This window comes from Endozoicomonas elysicola (assembly GCF_000710775.1).
GTDB classification, from domain to species: domain Bacteria; phylum Pseudomonadota; class Gammaproteobacteria; order Pseudomonadales; family Endozoicomonadaceae; genus Endozoicomonas; species Endozoicomonas elysicola.
In genome coordinates this window covers 24,278-43,712 of sequence record NZ_JOJP01000001.1, presented here as the reverse complement: position 1 = coordinate 43,712, position 19,435 = coordinate 24,278, and the positions used below count along the sequence as shown (strand labels likewise).

The 19,435-nt window shown below is 46.7% G+C and carries 16 protein-coding genes; 10 read left to right on the top strand and 6 right to left on the bottom strand.

Annotation, left to right across the window (positions count from 1 at the left end; genetic code table 11):
* Window positions 1-292: 292 nt before the first annotated feature.
* Window positions 293-1,411, top strand: coding sequence for an alanine racemase (gene alr / locus GV64_RS00190; RefSeq protein WP_020582573.1), 1,119 nt, complete (start codon window positions 293-295; stop codon window positions 1,409-1,411).
* Window positions 1,412-1,461: 50 nt separating this feature from the next.
* Here alr and GV64_RS00185 read toward each other — a convergent pair whose 3' ends face one another.
* The 3 genes from GV64_RS00185 to potA all read right to left on the bottom strand — a co-directional run bounded on the left by GV64_RS00185 (window position 1,462) and on the right by potA (window position 4,621).
* Complete coding sequence (locus GV64_RS00185) at window positions 1,462-2,265, bottom strand: ABC transporter permease subunit (RefSeq protein WP_020582574.1); 804 nt, start codon at window positions 2,263-2,265, stop codon at window positions 1,462-1,464.
* 65 nt (window positions 2,266-2,330) lie between these two features.
* The gene (locus tag GV64_RS00180; protein ID WP_020582575.1) at window positions 2,331-3,281 is read right to left on the bottom strand and encodes an ABC transporter permease subunit; all 951 of its coding nucleotides are present in this window, start codon (window positions 3,279-3,281) and stop codon (window positions 2,331-2,333) included.
* A gap of 179 nt (window positions 3,282-3,460) precedes the next feature.
* Entirely contained in the window at window positions 3,461-4,621 is a 1,161-nt protein-coding gene (gene potA, locus GV64_RS00175) for a polyamine ABC transporter ATP-binding protein (protein WP_020582576.1), read from the bottom strand.
* 436 nt (window positions 4,622-5,057) lie between these two features.
* Here potA and lrp point away from each other — a divergent pair, with 436 nt between their 5' ends.
* Window positions 5,058-5,546, top strand: coding sequence for a leucine-responsive transcriptional regulator Lrp (lrp, locus tag GV64_RS00170; RefSeq protein ID WP_020582577.1), 489 nt, complete (start codon window positions 5,058-5,060; stop codon window positions 5,544-5,546).
* A gap of 48 nt (window positions 5,547-5,594) precedes the next feature.
* Here the strand turns inward: lrp and GV64_RS00165 are convergent, their stop codons facing one another.
* Entirely contained in the window at window positions 5,595-5,966 is a 372-nt protein-coding gene (locus GV64_RS00165; protein ID WP_020582578.1) for a PilZ domain-containing protein, read from the bottom strand.
* Window positions 5,967-6,379: 413 nt separating this feature from the next.
* Between GV64_RS00165 and GV64_RS00160 the strand changes: the two genes are divergently transcribed.
* The 8 genes from GV64_RS00160 (at window position 6,380) to GV64_RS00125 (ending at window position 16,935) form a co-directional block, all read left to right on the top strand.
* Window positions 6,380-7,426 (top strand): Leu/Phe/Val dehydrogenase, encoded by a 1,047-nt coding sequence (locus GV64_RS00160; protein WP_020582579.1) that lies wholly within the window; start codon window positions 6,380-6,382, stop codon window positions 7,424-7,426.
* Window positions 7,427-7,440: 14 nt separating this feature from the next.
* On the top strand, window positions 7,441-8,565 hold the full coding sequence (gene pdhA / locus GV64_RS00155) for a pyruvate dehydrogenase (acetyl-transferring) E1 component subunit alpha (RefSeq protein WP_020582580.1): 1,125 nt from the start codon (window positions 7,441-7,443) through the stop codon (window positions 8,563-8,565).
* Window positions 8,558-9,541, top strand: a complete 984-nt coding sequence (locus GV64_RS00150) for an alpha-ketoacid dehydrogenase subunit beta (protein WP_026258258.1) — start codon at window positions 8,558-8,560, stop codon at window positions 9,539-9,541. Before pdhA ends, GV64_RS00150 begins: the two co-directional genes overlap by 8 nt.
* A 103-nt stretch (window positions 9,542-9,644) precedes the next feature.
* Window positions 9,645-10,742, top strand: coding sequence for a dihydrolipoamide acetyltransferase family protein (locus tag GV64_RS00145; protein WP_020582582.1), 1,098 nt, complete (start codon window positions 9,645-9,647; stop codon window positions 10,740-10,742).
* Between the two features lie 500 nt (window positions 10,743-11,242).
* Window positions 11,243-13,165: a PrkA family serine protein kinase gene (locus GV64_RS00140; RefSeq protein ID WP_020582583.1), complete on the top strand. Its 1,923-nt coding sequence runs from the start codon at window positions 11,243-11,245 to the stop codon at window positions 13,163-13,165.
* 102 nt (window positions 13,166-13,267) lie between these two features.
* Window positions 13,268-14,545 (top strand): YeaH/YhbH family protein, encoded by a 1,278-nt coding sequence (locus tag GV64_RS00135; protein ID WP_020582584.1) that lies wholly within the window; start codon window positions 13,268-13,270, stop codon window positions 14,543-14,545.
* On the top strand, window positions 14,542-16,044 hold the full coding sequence (locus GV64_RS00130; protein WP_020582585.1) for a SpoVR family protein: 1,503 nt from the start codon (window positions 14,542-14,544) through the stop codon (window positions 16,042-16,044). Before GV64_RS00135 ends, GV64_RS00130 begins: the two co-directional genes overlap by 4 nt.
* 450 nt (window positions 16,045-16,494) lie before the next feature.
* On the top strand, window positions 16,495-16,935 hold the full coding sequence (locus GV64_RS00125) for an H-NS family histone-like protein (RefSeq protein ID WP_034843840.1): 441 nt from the start codon (window positions 16,495-16,497) through the stop codon (window positions 16,933-16,935).
* Window positions 16,936-17,099: 164 nt separating this feature from the next.
* On the opposite strand, the gene phoR is transcribed toward GV64_RS00125, so the two are convergent.
* Together phoR and phoB are read right to left on the bottom strand one after the other, a co-directional pair.
* On the bottom strand, window positions 17,100-18,428 hold the full coding sequence (gene phoR, locus GV64_RS00120) for a phosphate regulon sensor histidine kinase PhoR (protein ID WP_236632899.1): 1,329 nt from the start codon (window positions 18,426-18,428) through the stop codon (window positions 17,100-17,102).
* A gap of 200 nt (window positions 18,429-18,628) precedes the next feature.
* Window positions 18,629-19,318 carry a phosphate regulon transcriptional regulator PhoB gene (gene phoB / locus GV64_RS00115; RefSeq protein WP_020582588.1) on the bottom strand — a complete coding sequence of 230 codons (690 nt, stop codon included), beginning with the start codon at window positions 19,316-19,318 and terminating at the stop codon, window positions 18,629-18,631.
* Window positions 19,319-19,435 lie beyond the last annotated feature (117 nt).

Genomic DNA, 19,435 nt, shown 5'->3' with positions numbered 1-19,435 from the left:
GACAAGCCCTGCCATATAAAAATTCAAGCTCTTGGGGCTTCGTATACTGGCATTCGCGTAGCAACTTAATGTCCGTTGGTTAGAACCCTTTCGCAGTACTTAAAAAGCCACTCCAATCAGCTGGTTTCTCCACACATTTAAGAATAAAAAGCAATCAAGGCTATGGATAAATACGACCAAAGGGTATTATTTATTCAATATAAAGATTTCGATAAACACATAAAGAGCCGATAGTTATTAGCTGTTAGGATGCTGCTTTTAACTGGCATTTTCCGGGGGAATCTCTAAAGGCATGGGTCGTCCAGCAACAGCAACGATAAACCTTGATGCGCTGCGTCATAACTATCGTATTACCCAACAATTGTCTGGTAGTGGCCAGGTGATGGCTGTGGTTAAGGCAGATGCCTATAGCCATGGTGCAACCGCCTGCGCAACCGCACTTGCCGATGTTGCCAGAGGGTTTGCAGTTGCCTGTATTGAGGAAGCCCTGGAACTCCGTGCTGCAGGCATCAAACAGCCAATCCTTTTACTGGAAGGTTTTTTTGAACCTTCCGAGCTTGCCATGATCGACCGGTATCGTCTGGATACGGTTATCCACCATCAATATCAGATCGATGCGTTAGTTGCGGAGCCTCTGGATCATCCGGTACGTATTTGGTTAAAGATGGATTCTGGCATGGGCAGAGTTGGCTTTGCCCCAGACACCTATCGGGCAGCCTGGGAACAGCTCTGTGCTTTGTCCTGCGTTAAAGATATTGTTCTAATGAGCCATTTTGCCTGTGCGGATGAAGCGGACAGTGAGCATGCACAGCAGCAGCTGGCGACCTTCAATGCTTACACCCAAGGTTTACCAGGTGAGCGCAGTTTTTGTAATTCTGCGGGGCTGCTTGCTTTGAAAGACGCCCGGGGAGACTGGAATCGCCCAGGATTATTGCTTTATGGCGTATCCCCGTTTACTGAAGCTCATGGTTTTGAGTCCAAGATTCAGCCTGTGATGGAACTGAGTTCAGCCATTATCAGCATCAAAGATATTCCTGCTGGAAGCTCTGTCGGTTACGGCAGTCAATGGACGGCCGAGAGTCCAACTCGAATTGGTGTTGTTGCCATCGGTTATGCGGATGGCTATCCCCGGCATGCCGTTAATGGCACACCAATTAGCATCAATGGCTACCGGGTTCCTCTGGTGGGCAGGGTTTCGATGGATATGCTGACTGTGGACCTAACCGAGATACCCAATGTTCAGATTGGTGATCGTGCGATTTTGTGGGGTAAAGACCTATCGGTTGCTGAGGTTGCAGGGTTTGCCAATACTATTCCCTATCAGCTGCTGTGTAATTTGAATAGGGTGCCCGTTGAGTACCACAAAAACAGTGTGGCTGTAATGGAAACCGCTGAATATATTAGCGCCTGAAAATTTCTTTTTAATGCATAAATAAAAACCGGGCTAAGCCCGGTTTTTATTTAACTGGTACCAAACCTTTCCAGACTGGCCCTTCTTTCCCTTTCTGAGCGGCGCATAAACCACCATCCAAACAGGGCTGCCAGAGACACCACCAAAATAATCAGTGTTGCCATGGCGTTGATTTTGGGTGAGATCCCCAGTCGAACGGATGAGAACACCACCATTGGCAGAGTGGTTGAGCCCGGGCCTGAGACAAAACTGGCAATTACCAGATCATCCAGCGACAGCGTAAACGCCAGCAACCAGCCCGCCGCCAGAGACGGGGCAATGGTGGGAATGGTAATCAGGAAAAATGTCCGCAATGGCGTAGCACCCAGATCCATTGCTGCCTCTTCAATGGAGCGGTCTACTTCTCTCAATCTTGCCCCCACCACAACGGCCACATATGCGGTTGAGAAGGTGACGTGGGCAATCCAGATGGTCAGCATGCCCCGCTCCATGGGCCAGCCAATCAGATCGGCCATAGTAACGAACAATAGCAGCAGTGACAGACCGGTGATGACATCTGGCATAACCAGGGGTGCAGTCAGCATGCTGTTGAAAGCCATTCTGCCTCGGAATTTGCCAAAACGGTCAAGAGCAAAGGCGGATACCGTACCCAGAATCACGGCCATGGAGGCGCTATAGAAAGCAATTCTCAAGCTTGTCCAGACTGCGCCCATTAGCTGTTCATCCCGAAACAGTTCCACATACCACTTGGTAGAAAAGCCTGCCCAGACGGTAACCAGTCGCGAAGCATTAAAGGAATACAGGACAAGAATGAACATGGGCAGATAAAGAAATATCAGCCCAATGATAAGCATGATGGTGGAAAACCCTGGCTTTTTTAGTCGCCTGAAAGATGAAGTGTGCTCGGTTGAGGTAGTCATTACAGGCTTGCCTCCAACTGCTTCGCTTGTTGGCGATTAAAGAAGGCGATGGGCAGACAGAGTATTAGCAGCATGATCATGGCCAGAGAACTCGCCAGTGGCCAGTCACGGTTGTTGAAGAACTCCTGCCAGAGTACCTTACCAATCATCAGGCTCTCAGGCCCGCCCAGCAGCTCTGGGATCACGTATTCGCCAACGGCCGGGATAAAGACCAGCATGCAGCCAGCAATGATGCCACCTTTTGACAGTGGTAGTGTGACTCTGAAAAAGGTTTCCCAGGGGCGGCAACCGAGATCGTTAGAAGCTTCCAGCAGAGACTTATCTAATTGGGTCAGGTTGGCATAAATGGGGAGCACCATAAATGGCAGATAGGCATAAACGATGCCTATGTAAACGGCAATATTGGTATTCAGTATTTGCAGAGGCTGGTCAATAATCCCGCACCATATCAGCAGGTTATTCAGCAGACCGTTATTTTTCAGTATTCCCATCCATGCGTAGATGCGGATCAGGAAAGAAGTCCATGATGGCAGTAGCACCAGCATGAGCAGGAAACTTTGTTTTCTTCCGGGCGCTTGAGACATGGCGTAGGCCATTGGGTAGCCCAGCATAAGGCAGAAGAGGGTTGCAACCAGAGCGAGCCTGATGGAGGTCAGGTAGGCTTGCAGGTACATTTCATCTTCGGCCAGGAACAGGTAGTTACCCAGGTTCAGGTTAAAGGTAAGTACCTCGTCAAAGTACTCAACAATGGCCGAATAGGGTGGGATGGCAATTTCTGCCGATGAAAAGCTGATCTTGACCACAATCAGAAATGGGACAAGAAAAAACAGCACCAGCCAGAGGTAGGGGACGCCAAGAACGAGGCGACGTCCCCAAAGCTCCCTTAAGGCGTTTAGCCTCTCTGGTCCCAGCGCAGAAGCTGAGAGACCTTTTGTTAACAAGTTGAACATGACAGGTTCCACAAATATCAGTTACAAGCGGCTGAAAGTAATATGTGCTTAGCCGTAAATGCCTGCGAAGTCGAAAGCCTTCAGCTTGGAGACGCTCATAGCTGATAAGAAGCCATTAGCGAATGGAAAGCTTTCAGACAGCTTTTTAGAAACTACTGAATAAGGGTAGCGCTGATTGATCAGCTATTCAGGACGACACCACTGTCATCATCCCAGCTGATAAATACATCATCACCCCAGGTGGGGTTATCGGCGGTACGAATAACGTTGGCCATATTTGACTGAACCATCATGCCGGATGGTAGCCGGATATGATAAACCGAGTGGCCTCCCAGATAGGCAATGTCATGAACAACACCTCGGCTCCAGTTGTAGTTGCCTTCCGGTTGCTCTCTGGTCACCATGGTTTTTTCAGGGCGCACTGCAATCCAGACCTTGCGGTCTTCCAGTGGTGCCATGATGCCGTGGCCAATATAGATAGGCTGTTGGATCTGGTGCGATTGAATAATGACGTATCCGGCCTCTTCTTCCGTGATCTCACCTTCGAACATGTTGACGGAGCCAATGAACTCGGCAGTCATGCGGCTATTTGGGTTTTCATAGATATCGATGGGCGTACCCACCTGCACAATCCAGCCTGCATCCATGATGCCAATACGTTCAGCCATGGTCATGGCTTCTTCCTGATCATGAGTCACCATGATGCAGGTTACGCCCACCTCTTCGATGATATCCACCACCTCGAGCTGCATGCGGCTGCGCAGCTTTTTATCCAGCGCACCCATAGGTTCGTCCAGCAGCAGCAGCTTGGGGCGTTTTGCCAGGCTTCTCGCCAGGGCTACACGCTGACGCTGACCGCCTGAGAGCTGGTGTGGCTTGCGACGGGCATATTTTTCCATATGCACCAGTTTCAGCATCACTTCAACGCGCTCGGCAATAAGATCCTTCGGCAAGCGATCCTGTCTTAACCCGAAAGCAACATTCTGCTCCACGGTCATGTGAGGAAAGAGTGCATAGGACTGAAACATCATATTGATTGGACGCAGATACGGAGGCAGATGGGTAATGTTCTGCCCATCGAGGTAAATGTTACCCTCTGACGGTGTTTCGAAACCCGCCAGCATCCTCAGTAATGTAGATTTTCCAGATCCCGAGCCACCCAGCAGCGCAAAAATCTCACCCTTTCTAATGTTTAGACTGACATTATCAACAGCGATAACGTCATCAAACTTTTTGGTGACCTGGTCAATTCTGACCAGTATCTCATTGCCTGAGCGACCCTTTGTCTGTGGAGTCGATGGCATTGGGGAATGTTTCGGGGAGACAGATGCTGTACTCATCTAAAATTTTCTCCAGCCCGGAATATAAAGAACAGGGTAGAACCCAGTGATTGTGCTTTAATAGGCTCAGCTGACATAAGTTTATCGTCAGAAACACGGGATCGCTTGTAGCGATAATGCGTTTTGGTCTTATGAAAAGAGCCTTCAAACCCTCAAGGAAGTGAAAAGCCCGCGCATTGTCCATAAAAATGCAAAGATTGAAAATGGTTTTGCGATAAACCCTGATAGAAGATATTAGTAATGCTCACTTGCAGATTCATCATTCGTGCCCTAACCTCCCTCAGCTGGAGGTGATTTGCCCATTGACATTAGAAGAACGGTTGTCTTATCAGGGCTGTCTTAAAAAAGATGAATACAAACCTCACCAATCCCTTATTCTATCGTGTTCCACTTTTATTAGTGCCTGATCACGCATTGTCAAAAAACGACTGAAATCATGAGAAGCCGAAAAGAAGTTGTCCGCCAGTTGGATCGTATCGATCGCAATATTCTCCGTACCTTGCAGGAGCAGGGGCGTATATCGTATGTAGAGCTGGCGGATAAGGTCGGGTTGAGTACCACGCCCTGTATGGAGCGAGTCAAGCGCCTGGAGAGGGAAGGTATTATTCAGGGCTATTCCGCGCGCTTGAACCCGAAGTACCTTCAGGCAGGGCTTCTCGTTTTTGTTGAAATCAGCCTGTACACTAAGTCAGCAGATATCTTTGATGACTTCCGCAAGGCTGTGATCAAGCTGCCTAACGTGTTGGAGTGTCATTTGGTCTCAGGCCATTTTGATTATCTGGTTAAGGCGAGGATTTCGGAAATGGCCTCTTATCGAGAGCTGTTAGGCGATATTCTTTTAAAGTTGCCGGGTGTTCGAGAGTCGAAGAGTTATATCGTAATGGAAGAGCTTAAGGAAACGCTGAGTCTCCCTATTGCAGATTAACCTTTATAGTTAGTTGGCGCTAACTTTGGGTGTCCCCAGAAAGGCTTATCAAGCTTCCTGAGGCTCACCTGCTACCTGATAGTCCCGAATATAATAATTCAGAGCGACTTCGTCCTGATCTTCAATCGTCCGTAACACAAAGCCAGCAGCAAAATCGGCTCGTTCACTGATGGTTTGGCACCAGACACATTCTGCTGTCAGCGATACTCGATAGGCGCTGTCTTGCGGGCCAGGGAGTACCAGGGTTACATTTCTGGTTTCTGAAGGACGTACACCCTGATCTGTCAGAATGCTGAAGCCTCCCTTTGAGACATCTTCAAGAATGCCAATGGATAGACCGGTGTCGTTATCGAGAACTTCAGCGGTTTTTTCCAGTGCTTTTCTCGGAAATCGGCGCTTTTCCTGCGTATTTTGCGACATTTTAGCCTCCGTGCATTAGCGGGAAGGAAGAACTACGTTATCACTTTTTGTTTTCAAAATGCATCTTTTACATAACTTTCCGGTAACCAGTTCCAGTGAAACTATACTGTCAGAACCGGGAACTATGAGGATAATTACTGAATTTAAATAGCGGCCAATGAGGGGAGGGGGTAAAGTTTTTTATAACTTCTTGGCTGTTGACAACCGTACAGAATTTCCTCTGTAATCGAATAAGGCATTATAAAAAAGCCTGGTGGTTAATTGAGCTTTATAAGCTGATCGTGATTAAAGCTCTACCGTATAGAATAAAAATAAATAGCCCTGTTTGTTAGCTTACCCTCACCCCGGGAAGGCCGATAGATAAGGCATTGAACCAGAGCCTACTGCTCTGCAACATACGGAGGGATCCCGTCATGTTCAGACAGATTACTGAGGCGCGCATCAATGACCTGCATTGCAAATTTGATGAAGCATCCGGCCTCAAATCCGTCATCGCCATTCACAGTACCCGCAGGGGACCTGCCCTCGGTGGCTGTCGAATTATTCCTTACTCTTCTTCAAACGAAGCTATTACTGACGCCATTCGTCTTGCCCGTGGAATGAGCTACAAGTCTGCCCTTGCTGGCCTTGAGCTCGGGGGAGGTAAAGCAGTCATTATGGAACCTGAGGGTGACTATGACCGAAAAGCCCTTTTTGAAGCTTTTGGGCGATTTCTCAACGAACTTGGGGGACGTTATGCCACCGCTATGGATAGTGGCACAACGGTCGCAGATATGGACACCATTGCTACCCAGTCTCCCCATGTAACCTGCACATCTTCCTGTGGAAGCCCCGCTCCGTTTACTGCTGAAGGTGTTTACTTCGGTGTGCTTGCCTGCCTGAAAGCCCACCCCGCACTGCCCGATAACTTGAAAGGATTGAGAGTCGCCGTGCAGGGGTTGGGTAATGTGGGATACGCACTTTGTGAACGGTTGTACAACGATGGCGTTCAACTGATTGTGGCTGATATCAATCAACAGCGTGTTGATCAGTGTGTCAGAGAATTTGGTGCCATAGCAGTGGCACCGGATGAGATATACGGAGTTGCCTGCGACCTGTTCTGTCCCTGTGGACTTGGTGGTGTGCTGAATAGCCAAACGATTGGTCAGCTTCAATGTGCAGCTGTTGCAGGCTCAGCCAATAATCAGCTGTTAACTGAGCAGGATGGGCTTGCTCTTTTCGATCGAGAGATTCTCTTTGCGCCTGACTACCTGATTAATTCTGGTGGGCTGATTTTTGTTGCCATGACGTATTTGCAGAGTAGTCAGAGTGATATGCAAAGAAGACTTAAAGGCATTCACGATACGCTGTTGCAGATTTTCAGTCGCCAGAACCAGACTGGTTTACCAGCCAGTGTTATCGCTGACCAAATGGCCGAAGCCATTGTTTATGGTGATGACGCTTCACAGCTGACGGCATAAAGGAGGGGGCAATAATGGATTCTACCGAAAATAACATGCTTCCTATGGAACAGTTTCTTGATGCCGAAGGAGAAGTTCTCAAAAATCTTCCGGCATGGGTGAACAACGAAGATATTCTCATTGATTACTATCGTACTATGGTGATTGCCCGGCAGGGGGATCAGAAAGCGGTGGCTCTGCAACGAACAGGAAAGATGGGGACTTACCCTTCCTGCCTTGGTCAGGAAGCCATCAGTACTGTCTGTGCTGCACTGCTTGAAAAAGATGATGTGCTGATACCTTATTATCGAGACCTCCCAGGGTTGATGAGAAGAGGTATCCCTTTGAGTGATGTCATGCTCTATTGGGGAGGGGATGAGCGAGGTAGTGCCAGTCCTGCCTGGGGACAGGACCTACCTAATTGTGTCCCCATCGCAACTCAGGCGGGCCATGCCGCTGGTATCGCTACAGCTATTAAAATCCGACATGAGGCGGGTGATCCTCTGGGGGTCGCATTGTGTGCCTTGGGTGATGGTGCAACATCGAAAGGCGATTTTGGTGAAGCGCTTAATCTGGCGGGTGCATGGCAGCTACCGGTGGTCTATATCATTAACAACAATCAATGGGCCATTTCGGTTCCACGGAAGATACAGTCAGGTGCACCAACGTTGGCTCAGAAGGGGGTGGCTGCAGGCTTACCCTCTTTTCAGGTGGACGGTAATGACGTTATTGCTCTTCATGATGTGATCAGTGCGGCAATCGAACGGGCTCGGCAGGGTAAGGGCGCGACCGTTATTGAAGCCATCAGCTACCGCCTTTGTGATCACACTACTGCGGATGATGCCAGTCGCTACCGGGGGAGTGAGGAACTCAAAGATGCCTGGAAAAAAGAACCCATCAAACGACTGCGTAACTTTTTACACCATCGTGGTTTATGGGATGAGCGTAAAGAGCAGGCTTTAAAAGAAGAAGCTGATCGCTTGATTGATGCAGCTGTCCAAACGTATTTGAATACTCCTCTCCCTAAAATTGAAGATCTGTTTGATTATCACTATGCAAACATGCCGGCCCAGCTGGCTCATCAGAAGCAAGAGGCACTGGCAAGAGAGCAGATACGTCAGGAAAAACTGAATGCTTCCGGAGGTCATCATAATGGATAATAAACTGACCATGGTTGAGGCTGTTAATCTGGCACTTGATCACGCGATGGCATCAGACCCTGATGTAGTACTTCTGGGAGAAGATATAGGCGTCAATGGAGGCGTTTTTCGGGCGACTCAGGGGTTACGGGATAAATATGGCTTAAAACGAGTAATGGATACTCCGCTGGCTGAGACCCTGATTGCCGGAATCAGTGTTGGTATGGCTGCCCAGGGGATGAAGCCGGTAGCTGAAATACAGTTTATGGGGTTTATCTTTCCTGCCATGGAGCAGCTGATCTGCCATGCAGCACGCATGAGGAACCGGACCCGTGGACGTCTGGCCTGTCCGATGGTGTTACGAGCACCGTTTGGTGGCGGCATTCATGCACCGGAGCATCACTCCGAGAGTACAGAAGCACTCTTTGCTCATATCCCCGGGCTACGAGTAGTTATCCCTTCTTCCCCTGTCAGAGCCTATGGTTTGCTGCGCTCAGCCATTAGTGAACCGGATCCGGTGATTTTCCTTGAACCAAAACGTATATACAGGGCCAGCAAACAGAGCATAGATATATCCAGTGATCCCTTACCCCTGGACACCTGTTTTACATTGAAAGTAGGGCAGGATGTCACACTGGTGAGCTGGGGCGCTTCCATCAGAGAAACTACGGAGGCAGCCAATATTCTGGAAAACCATGGAATTGCTGCGGAAGTAATTGATGTTGCCACTATTAAGCCATTGGATATGGAAACCATTCTGAAATCGGTCAGGAAGACTGGTCGATGTGTGGTGGTGCATGAAGCTTGTCGAAGCTTCGGAGTAGGGGCAGAGATTGCCGCAGGTCTGATGGAAAAAGCATTTGATGAACTTAAATCACCTGTGGAACGAGTCACTGGGTTTGACACTACGATGCCTTACTATCGGATGGAGGATCATTACCTGCCGCAGGCTGATGATATTGTGAGAGCTGCCATCCGGACTTTGGCCAGACATTAAAAGGTTAACAGAACAATTATTTTAAGCAGCCCTGAGCGGCAAAATGCTGGCAACTTTGAAGAGAGTAATAGTGGAACCATTTTCAGAATAAAAAGGTATAGTCATGCGTTTTTTTAATTTACCTGATTTAGGGGAAGGCATTCCTGAGGCTGATATCGTTGAGTGGCATGTCTACGAAGGTGACAGTGTTAAAGAAGATCAGCCAATGGTTTCGGTAGAGACGGCCAAAGCAATAGTGGAGGTTCCGGCTCCATGTACAGGCGTCATTGCCCGTTTATATGGTCAGCCTGGAGATACCATCCTGACAGGGGCTCCTCTAGTGGAGTTTGTTTCGGATCAGGAAGATAGTGGCACTGTTGTTGGTAAGCTGGCCAGTGATGATTCCAGAGCCAATAGTGATGAATCCTTTATTATTGGATCACCATCAGAGGGGCAGGAGCAACAGGCATCTTCACCCAGTAAGGCTCAACAAAACCTTCAGGCACTCGCTGAGCAATTCAGTGTCGATCTGGGCTCTGCTGCCAGTCGTCGTAATGCCGTGTCTATAGAAAGCCCTGTCTCCTATTCCTTAGAGAACCCTGAGCCCCTAAAGGGGGTTCGAAAGCATATGGCCCGAACCATGGCAGAGTCACATGCAGCCGTGGTTCCGGTGACACTGTTTGACGATGTGGATATCGACCATTGGCAGGATAAAGAAGATATTACGGTTCGGCTCATACAGGCAATTGCTGCTGCCTGTGAGGTGGAACCAGCCCTCAATGCCTGGTTTGACGGCTCAACATTGAGTCGACAGCTTCATGGAATGGTTAATCTTGGCTTGGCTGTGGATAGTGAGGAAGGCTTATTTGTGCCGGTTATACGTGATGCTGCTCGTATGGAAAAAGAGGAGGTGCGCACAAGGATCAATGAACTTAGAGAGGGTGTGAAAGACAGAAGTCTTCCAAACTCAGAGCTTCAGGGAGCCACTATTACTTTGAGTAATTTTGGCGTTTTTGCTGGAAAGTATGCAACGCCGGTTGTTGTGCCCCCAATGGTTTGCATTATCGGTGTTGGGCGCTTAAGAAATGAAATTGTCAGTATTTCGGGTAAACCTGAAAGTCACCGAATGTTACCGCTGTCACTGTCGTTTGATCACCGGGCTGCGACGGGCGGTGAAGCAACACGTTTTCTCCATGCAATGATTCAACAGTTGCAGAAGTAAGGAAAAATCCACATTATAAAATCTGGGGCAAGAAAAACTGCACTGCCAAATCACTGTTGTAAATAATGGGTGTTTGGCTGGGCGGTACTTGTCAGGCAGCTTTTTCAGGATGAGAGAGCTGAGTGCCAGACCATCAGAAGTTGCGAGCAATGAAGAATAATATCTCTGCCAGCATGCTGAATTGAAGCCAGTTATTTGAAAAAATGCATGGATGTAGGTCAGATTTTTTAGACTGAATTTTGTATCCCGCTTTTGCCGGTCACGACACTCTGGATTGTCTGGCAGGTATTTTATGTCATGTTTTTCTATAGCTTTTAGAATCGGTTTCAATTGCTTTTTTGTCATTTGAGAGTGATTGATAAAAGTTATAAAAAAATGTGGTCAAAGTTCTGACTCTGCCGATACCTAATGCTGAGAGGGGTGGGCTTCCAGTATGGCTATCGGTCAAACGTTCCTGGTAACTGTTTCAGGAAATCAAGCAGACAAAGGCGGGTGAAGGCATGGATATCTTCAATAACTATCAGCAGAGATTTCAATCTACACAGCAGGAAGAGCTGACCATTCAGGAATATCTGGCATTATGTAAGCAGGATCCTTCTGCATATGCTAGTGCGGCCGAGCGCATGTTGATGGCCATTGGTGAACCTGAGATGGTTGATACCTCCAGGGACTCAAGACTCAGTCGAATATTTTCCAACAAACTGATCAAACGTTACCCGGCTTTCCGTGAGTTTTATGGAATGGAAGATGCTGTAGATCAGATTGTTTCTTATTTTAAGCACGCGGCTCAGGGGCTTGAGGAAAAGAAGCAGATTCTCTATTTGCTCGGTCCAGTGGGTGGGGGTAAATCCTCTCTGGCAGAACGACTCAAGGCTTTGATGGAAAAAGTACCGCTTTATGCCATCAAGGGGTCGCCAGTTTTTGAATCTCCTTTGAACCTGTTTAACCCCGGAGAAGATGCCGATATTTTGGAAAAAGAGTACGGCATTCCTAACCGTTATCTGGGTGGGATTATGTCGCCCTGGGCGGTGAAACGCTTGAATGAGTTTGGTGGCGACATTACCAAGTTCAAGGTGGTTAAGCTCCACCCCAGTATTCTCAATCAGGTAGCGATTGCCAAGACGGAGCCTGGTGATGAGAACAACCAGGATATTTCCAGCCTGGTCGGTAAAGTCGATATACGTCAGCTTGAAGAATATTCCCAGGATGATCCGGATGCCTATAGCTTCTCAGGTGCGCTCTGTCGTGCCAACCAGGGCATGATGGAGTTTGTGGAAATGTTCAAGGCACCAATCAAGGTGCTTCATCCGTTGCTGACCGCTACTCAGGAAGGTAACTACAACAGTACCGAAGGTATGGGGGCTATTCCTTATAATGGGATTATTCTGGCCCACTCCAACGAATCAGAGTGGCAAACGTTCAGGAATAATAAAACCAATGAGGCCTTTATTGACCGGGTGAATATCGTCAAAGTGCCCTACTGCACCCGGGTTACGGAAGAAATCCATATCTATGAGAAGCTTCTTGCTCACAGCTCACTGAAGGACTCGCCTTGTGCGCCTGATACGTTGAAAATGTTGGCAAAGTTTACAGTTTTATCGCGAATTAAAGAGCCGGAAAATTCCAACGTTTATTCCAAGATGCGGATTTATGACGGTGAAAACCTGAAAGATACGGATCCTAATGCCAAGCCGCTGCAGGAGTACAAGGATTCAGCGGGTGTTGATGAAGGGATGGAAGGCCTTTCAACCCGTTTTGCCTTCAAAATTCTCTCAAAGGTCTTCAACTTTGATCCTACAGAAGTTGCTGCCAATCCGGTTCACATGCTGTATGTACTGGAACAACAGATAGAGCAGCAGCAATATCCCAAAGAAGTGCATGAACGCTATCTGCGGTATGTAAAGGAGTTTCTGGCGCCTAAGTACATTGAGTCTCTGGGTAAGGAAATACAGACTGCTTATCTTGAGTCATATTCAGAGTATGGTCAGAACATTTTTGACCGATACATTACCTATGCAGATTTCTGGATTCAGGATCAGGAGTATCGGGATCCTGAAACTGGCGACATTCTTGATCGTTCAGCGATTAATGATGAGTTGGAGAAAATAGAGAAGGCTGCCAGTATCGCCAATCCAAAGGATTTTCGTAATGAAGTGGTCAACTTTGTCTTGAGGGCCAGGGCTAACCATAACGGGAAGAATCCCAGCTGGCTCAGCTATGAAAAAATGCGTTCAGTGATTGAGAAGAAGATGTTCTCAAATACTGAAGATCTGTTGCCGGTTATCTCCTTTAATGCCAAAGGCAGTAATGACGACCAGAAAAAACACAATGAGTTTGTTAAACGTATGGTAGAGCGAGGATATACCGAGAAGCAGGTTCGACTACTGGCGGAATGGTATATTCGTGTCCGCAAGTCGCAGTAAGGTTGCTCTGGCAGAGTGAGCGATTATCCAGGGTGAAAGGACTTCCACCCTGCCTGCTCTGCCCGCCCTGTTATACCTATGAAGTGCACAAGGAGCGTGTTCATGAGTATTATTATCGATCGACGGTTGAATGGAAAAAATAAAAGTACCGTCAATCGTCAGCGGTTTCTTGAAAGATATAAGAAGCACATCAAGAAAGCAGTGTCTGATGCTGTGAATAAACGCTCCATCACTGATGTTGTTTCTGGAAGTGAAGTCACCATTCCTACCAAAGATCTATCCGAGCCGACTTTCCATCATGGTCAGGGTGGACGTTATAAGCAGGTCCATCCAGGTAACAAGGAGTTTGTCAGTGGTGACCGTATAAAACGGCCATCCGGTGGCAGTGGTTCTGGTAGTGGTAAGGGTAAAGCTGGCAACAGCGGCGAAGGAATGGACGAATTCAGTTTCCAGATTAATCATGACGAGTTTCTGGAGCATATGTTTGACAACCTGGAGCTGCCCAATCTAGTCAGGAAACAGTTGGAGGACATGACGGAGTTTAAGATCCGGCAGGCAGGGTATACGACCGCAGGTTCTCCAGATCGCTTGAATGTAGTACGTTCCCTGCGTTCAGCGCATGCTCGCCGTATTGCATTATCTGGCGGAGATCGTCGTGAAATACGCGCACTTAAAAAAGAGCTCAGAGAGATGGAAGTAAGCCCTGATGAAACGGATCAGCAGAGAGTAATTGAGTTAAGGGAACGAATAAAAGAGCTTAATGCCAAGCTGAAAAAACTACCCTTTATTGATGATTTTGACCTGAAATACAACAACATGGTCAAAGTGCCTTCTCCAAGTAATAAAGCCGTTATGTTCTGTGTGATGGATGTGTCTGGATCAATGACTCAGGATATCAAAGACATGGCGAAGCGGTTCTTCATTTTGCTCTATCTGTTTCTACAGCGTAATTACAAAGAGATTGAAGTGGTTTTCATTCGTCATCATACAGCGGCAAAAGAGGTAGATGAAGATGACTTTTTCTACTCAAGAGAAACTGGTGGAACTATTGTCTCCAGTGCTCTGGAAATGACGCGTGATGTTATTAACAAACGCTACAGCCCAGCTGACTGGAATATCTATGTTGCCCAGGCATCTGATGGAGATAACTGGGAAGGCGACTCCAGTGTCTGTACCAAGATTCTGACTGAGCAGATCATGCAAAAGGTTCAGTACTACTGTTATGTGGAAATCACTGATCGTGCCCATCAGAATTTATGGCGTGAGTACCAGAGTGTTGCGGAGAAGTTTAAAGATCACTTTGCCATGCAGCAGATCAAATCACCCAATGATATTTATCCGGTTTTCCGAAAACTGTTTGAGAAGAAGGAAAATGCATGAGTAGCAAGTTGATCTCTACGGGTCTTGAGTGGACCTTTGAGCTGATTCAACAATACGATAAGGAGCTTGCTCGTCTTGCGGATCGTTTTCGGTTGGATACTTATCCAAATCAAATTGAGATTATCAGCTCAGAGCAGATGATGGATGCCTATGCTTCTACAGGTATGCCATTAATGTACAATCACTGGAGCTTTGGTAAGCACTTTCTCCATACCCAGCAGAATTATCAGAGGGGTAGAATGGGGCTGGCTTATGAAATTGTGATTAACTCAAATCCCTGCATTGCCTATCTGATGGAAGAAAATACGATCACGATGCAGGCATTGGTATTAGCTCATGCCAGTTATGGTCATAACTCGTTCTTCAAAGGTAACTATTTATTCCAGACGTGGACAGATGCTGAGTCCATCATTGATTATTTGTTATTTGCGAAAAACTACATTGCCCAGTGCGAAGAGAAATATGGCATCGAGGCAGTTGAAGAAATATTGGATGCCTGCCATGCATTAATGAATCAGGGAGTTAACCGGTATAAAAGACCAAGCCCCCTTTCGGCTGAGCAGGAAAAAGCAAGGCAGGAAGACAGGGCGGAATACATACAGCGAACATTAAACGATATATGGACAACCATTCCAAAAGTTGAGAAAACAGAAGAAGAAAAAGAAGAGCGGTTCCCAAAAGATCCTGAAGAAAATTTGCTCTATTTCTTTGAAAAGAATGCCCCACTCCTTGAGACCTGGCAGCGTGAGCTCTTACGAATAGCCAGAAAAATTGCCCAATACTATTATCCTCAGAAACAAACCCAGGTGATGAATGAAGGCTGGGCATGCTTCTGGCACTATCACCTTCTTCATGAGCTTTACAATGAAGGCAAAGTGTCTGATGGCTTCATGTTGGAGTTTCTTCACTCTCATTCCAGTGTTATTTATCAACCACCTTTTGATAGTCCGCACTACAGCGGTATCAATCCATACACACTTGGCTTCAGTATGTTCATGGATATTCGGCGTATTTGTGAGAATCCTACTGATGAAGATCGAGAGTGGTTTCCGGATATAGCTGGGAGTGACTGGCTGGATACTGTGCACTTTGCTATGAAAAACTTTAAAGATGAAAGTTTTATTCTGCAGTTTCTTTCTCCTAAGATTATGAGAGATTTAAGGTTGTTTTCCATTCTGGATGATGAATCCCGCTCTTATCTGGAGGTGGATAGTATTCATGATGAAATAGGCTATAAAACTATTCGTGAGTCTCTGGCTGCCCAATACAACCTGGGAAACCGTGAACCCAATATTCAGGTTTATAATGTGAATGTTCGAGGCGATAGAACGTTGACGCTTCGTCATTATCAACATCAGGGAAGGCCGTTGGGTAAAGAAACGGATGAACTACTCAAACACATACACAGAATCTGGCAGTTTGATGTGGAAATTGAATCTTTCGAGCATGACGCAGTTACTCAGAGCTGGCAGTGCAGTGAAAATACCAAGCGTAAGTAGTCATTTGTCTATTAGGACTGCATTGTTTGGGAGAATAAAAAATATTAGTCATCCTGAATGGTCATATGAATAAACAGTAAAAGCGATGGCAAGTGACTTCCCGGTGCGACTGTTAGCTGTGCTTGAAAATGGTATGCCAATAAATTTGGTTATCAGGATCTACTGCTTTTGAGTCAAAATAGTTCATTTGAACTATCCCTCTGATTTATACAACTTATTCCTATTAGAACTAATAATGACTTGTTCAAAAAAACAACCTGACTGAAAGGATTAGTTGTCTATGTCAGGGTTAATAGGTCCTCATTTTTTAGTATTATCCATTCACATTATTTTTAATATTTATATAATGGTACTTCCATCTAAAAAAATCTTGCTGTATAAAGATCATCGAATTGAACGCCTTTATTCCTGAGTGGGAAATTCTATCAAGACCAAGGAGTCGTAAAGTAAATGAATATTTTTGAAGAAGTTCTGCATCGTCTCAGCAGCAAAACCCGTATCCGTTCCCTGTTTAAAGATGTACATGCTGAAGACCTGGAACGCATTATTTCTCGACTGAATGACGTTTTGGTTGAGAAGCAGGAAGCGCGTGCTAAAGACGACGAAAAGCGTCAGAAGAAGCAGGAAAGCATTGAAGCCATCAAGCAGATTATGGCTGATCGTGGTGTTTCCATGAATGACTTGGGCCTGGGTAATCTGGACCTGGATGAAGTAGCTCCTAAGCGTCGTAGAAATATTCAAAAGTACACTTTTGAATACGAGAACGAAACTGGTGAGCGTATTAAGTGGGAAGGTGCTACTACTGGTCGTCTGCCACGTGATTTCCAAGCTTACCTGGAGCGTACCGGCAAGAAGCGTCTGGATTGCGCTTTGGAGCAGATCGCAGAGTAAGTTTAATCTTACGAAGAAAGATGTCTGTAAATGTCTTTCATAAAAAAGGGCCTGTCTGGCCCTTTTTTAATGCTCTTTTCACTTGTTCTGACAATGTCAGCTGTTTACTGACTAATATCTTGAGTTATTTGAATAAAAAGCCAAGCTTCAACTATGCTTGGCTATTAAACATTTATAGTTTTGGTCTGATTGATTCTTGATAATGGGAAGTGACAAATAAACCGGCTACCTTTACCAGGATGACTGCTAATGCTTATACGGGCTTCGTGCCGCAATAGTACGTGCTTAACTATCGCCAGACCAAGACCAGTGCCTCCGGTTACATGACTCCGGCTTTTGTCCACACGATAGAACCGTTCTGTTAGTCTTGGGATATGAACAGGGTCTATGCCGACGCCATTATCCTGAACCATCAAATGTCCACCTTCCTGATCTTGCCACCACTTCACAAGAACTTTGCCTCCTGCTGGGGTGTAACGCACTGCGTTATATACCAGATTGGAAAAGGCGCTACGTAGTTCCATTGTATCACCAGTAACTGAGCTGCCATCGTCACACTCCAGTTGGAGCTGGTGCTGATTCTCGCCACTCAGCGCTTTGGCATCGTTCACTATTCCAGAAAGCAGCGGATAGAGTGCAACAGCTTGACTCAATCTTTCAGGCTCTGTCGCTTCGAGACGAGACAGCAGTAAAAGATCTTCGATCAGGCGCTGCATTCTTGATGCCTGTTCTTGCATTTGGCTCAGGGCTCGCTTAAAGACGGGCGGTGTATCCGGATTCATTTCCAGACCATCAGTCAATGTCTCCAGGTACCCGGAAATAACGGTCAGAGGAGTTCTTAACTCATGAGAGACATTGGCAACAAAATCCGTTCTCATGGTTTCAAGCTGATGTAAGCGACTGACATCTCGTACTAAAAGAAGCCGGTTACCCTGACCATAAACAGTAATTGCTATTTGCAGTTGCCGGTTTTCATGAGCCGGAGAGTCAATCTTAATAGGGTCTTTTCCTCGGCTATGTTCCATATAGCTGGCAAACTTGGGATTTCTAACAAGATTGGTAAGAGGCTGACCCTGATCATCAGGCATCTGCAGGCCAAGCAGTTCTCCAGCAGCACGGTTCCACCACTCAAGACAACCATGTTTGTCTGCCATGATTATTCCGTCGTTTAATGCTGCAGTAGATTCCTGAATTCGTTCTATAACGTTAGCTAGTCGCTGCTTTGAACGATTATGTCTGCGTTGTATCCGGTAGATCCCGTCAAAAATCTCACCCCATATACCTGAACTCTCTGGGGGATCCTGTTCTTTATGAGCTGCCTGATCAAGCCAGCCAAGTAATCGGTGAAGCTGGCGATGGCTCCAAACCAGATAAATTAGAGTGGCAATAAAAAGACCCAGAAAAACCTGGTCGGCCAACCAGCCTGCAAACAGCCCTATTGCAAGAACTGACATCATTCGACCGGTAAACCAGGATCGTATAGAGGTTGTCACATGTAATTCCGGAGTTTGTTCAGCTGGTGGCTATTAGGTTCTGCTGACATAAGATTCCAAGTCCACTTGTTCGTAAAGCCGTATTTTATGTCAATAGAATCTAAGAGCCTGTTCATGATCCTATTACGAGCTGAAAATGTCGATAAAGCGTCTCTGACTTCTGCTGTTTTCAATTCTTTAAATAAAATCGTGAATAGATCCTACGCTTTGGTAGAAAAGCGGTAGCCAGTGCCTCTGACTGTCTGAATGTAGTTTTCATAACCAATGCCCAAGGCTTTTCTCAGGCGACGGATATGGACGTCAACGGTTCTTTCCTCAACGTAAACATTGCCACCCCAGACTTGGTCAAGCAGCTGTCCACGGGAATACGCGCGCTCCTGATGGGTCAGAAAGAACTGCAGAAGGCGGTATTCTGTTGGACCCATTTCTGCCGGGTTGCCATCAATACTGACCCGGTGGCTGACAGGGTCAAGCTCCAGACCTTTGACGACAATAGGTGACTGTTCATCCATACCCTGAGTTCTACGTAATACGGCCTTCAGTCTGGCTACCAGCTCACGGGGGGAGAATGGTTTAGTGATGTAGTCATCTGCACCTGTCTCAAGACCCTGAATTTTATGGTCTTCTTCTCCTTTGGCCGTCAGCATTATGATAGGGATTTCTGCTGTCAGCTGATCACGCTTGAGCCGCCTGGCCAGCTCAATACCTGAGATATCTGGCAACATCCAATCCAGTAAGATCAAGTCTGGCCTGCTATCAACCACCAGTGAATGGGCCTGCTTTGCATCAGCTGCTTCCAAGCACTGGTAACCAGCCATTTCAAGGGCCATAGCGATCATTTCCCTGATAGGTGCTTCATCATCCACAATTAGAATTGTTTTGCCAGACATCAGAATACCCCGAGATTGAATGAGTGCAGATTTATTAGGTAACCATTGATCTATATTTCAGGTATTACAGCGAGGGAATGTTACAGAAAAATGACGTTCAAGAAAATTTGACAGAAT

Coding starts and splice junctions, on each gene's coding strand:
- GV64_RS00130 (WP_020582585.1), top strand. CDS start 14,542: ATGAGTAGCAAGTTGATCTCTACGGGTCTTGAGTGGACCTTTGAGCTG.
- phoB (WP_020582588.1), bottom strand. CDS start 19,318: ATGTCTGGCAAAACAATTCTAATTGTGGATGATGAAGCACCTATCAGG.
- GV64_RS00150 (WP_026258258.1), top strand. CDS start 8,558: ATGGATAATAAACTGACCATGGTTGAGGCTGTTAATCTGGCACTTGAT.
- GV64_RS00125 (WP_034843840.1), top strand. CDS start 16,495: ATGAATATTTTTGAAGAAGTTCTGCATCGTCTCAGCAGCAAAACCCGT.
- GV64_RS00145 (WP_020582582.1), top strand. CDS start 9,645: ATGCGTTTTTTTAATTTACCTGATTTAGGGGAAGGCATTCCTGAGGCT.
- GV64_RS00135 (WP_020582584.1), top strand. CDS start 13,268: ATGAGTATTATTATCGATCGACGGTTGAATGGAAAAAATAAAAGTACC.
- GV64_RS00180 (WP_020582575.1), bottom strand. CDS start 3,281: ATGTTCAACTTGTTAACAAAAGGTCTCTCAGCTTCTGCGCTGGGACCA.
- lrp (WP_020582577.1), top strand. CDS start 5,058: ATGAGAAGCCGAAAAGAAGTTGTCCGCCAGTTGGATCGTATCGATCGC.
- GV64_RS00185 (WP_020582574.1), bottom strand. CDS start 2,265: ATGCTTATCATTGGGCTGATATTTCTTTATCTGCCCATGTTCATTCTT.
- GV64_RS00160 (WP_020582579.1), top strand. CDS start 6,380: ATGTTCAGACAGATTACTGAGGCGCGCATCAATGACCTGCATTGCAAA.
- alr (WP_020582573.1), top strand. CDS start 293: ATGGGTCGTCCAGCAACAGCAACGATAAACCTTGATGCGCTGCGTCAT.
- pdhA (WP_020582580.1), top strand. CDS start 7,441: ATGGATTCTACCGAAAATAACATGCTTCCTATGGAACAGTTTCTTGAT.
- GV64_RS00140 (WP_020582583.1), top strand. CDS start 11,243: ATGGATATCTTCAATAACTATCAGCAGAGATTTCAATCTACACAGCAG.
- GV64_RS00165 (WP_020582578.1), bottom strand. CDS start 5,966: ATGTCGCAAAATACGCAGGAAAAGCGCCGATTTCCGAGAAAAGCACTG.
- potA (WP_020582576.1), bottom strand. CDS start 4,621: ATGAGTACAGCATCTGTCTCCCCGAAACATTCCCCAATGCCATCGACT.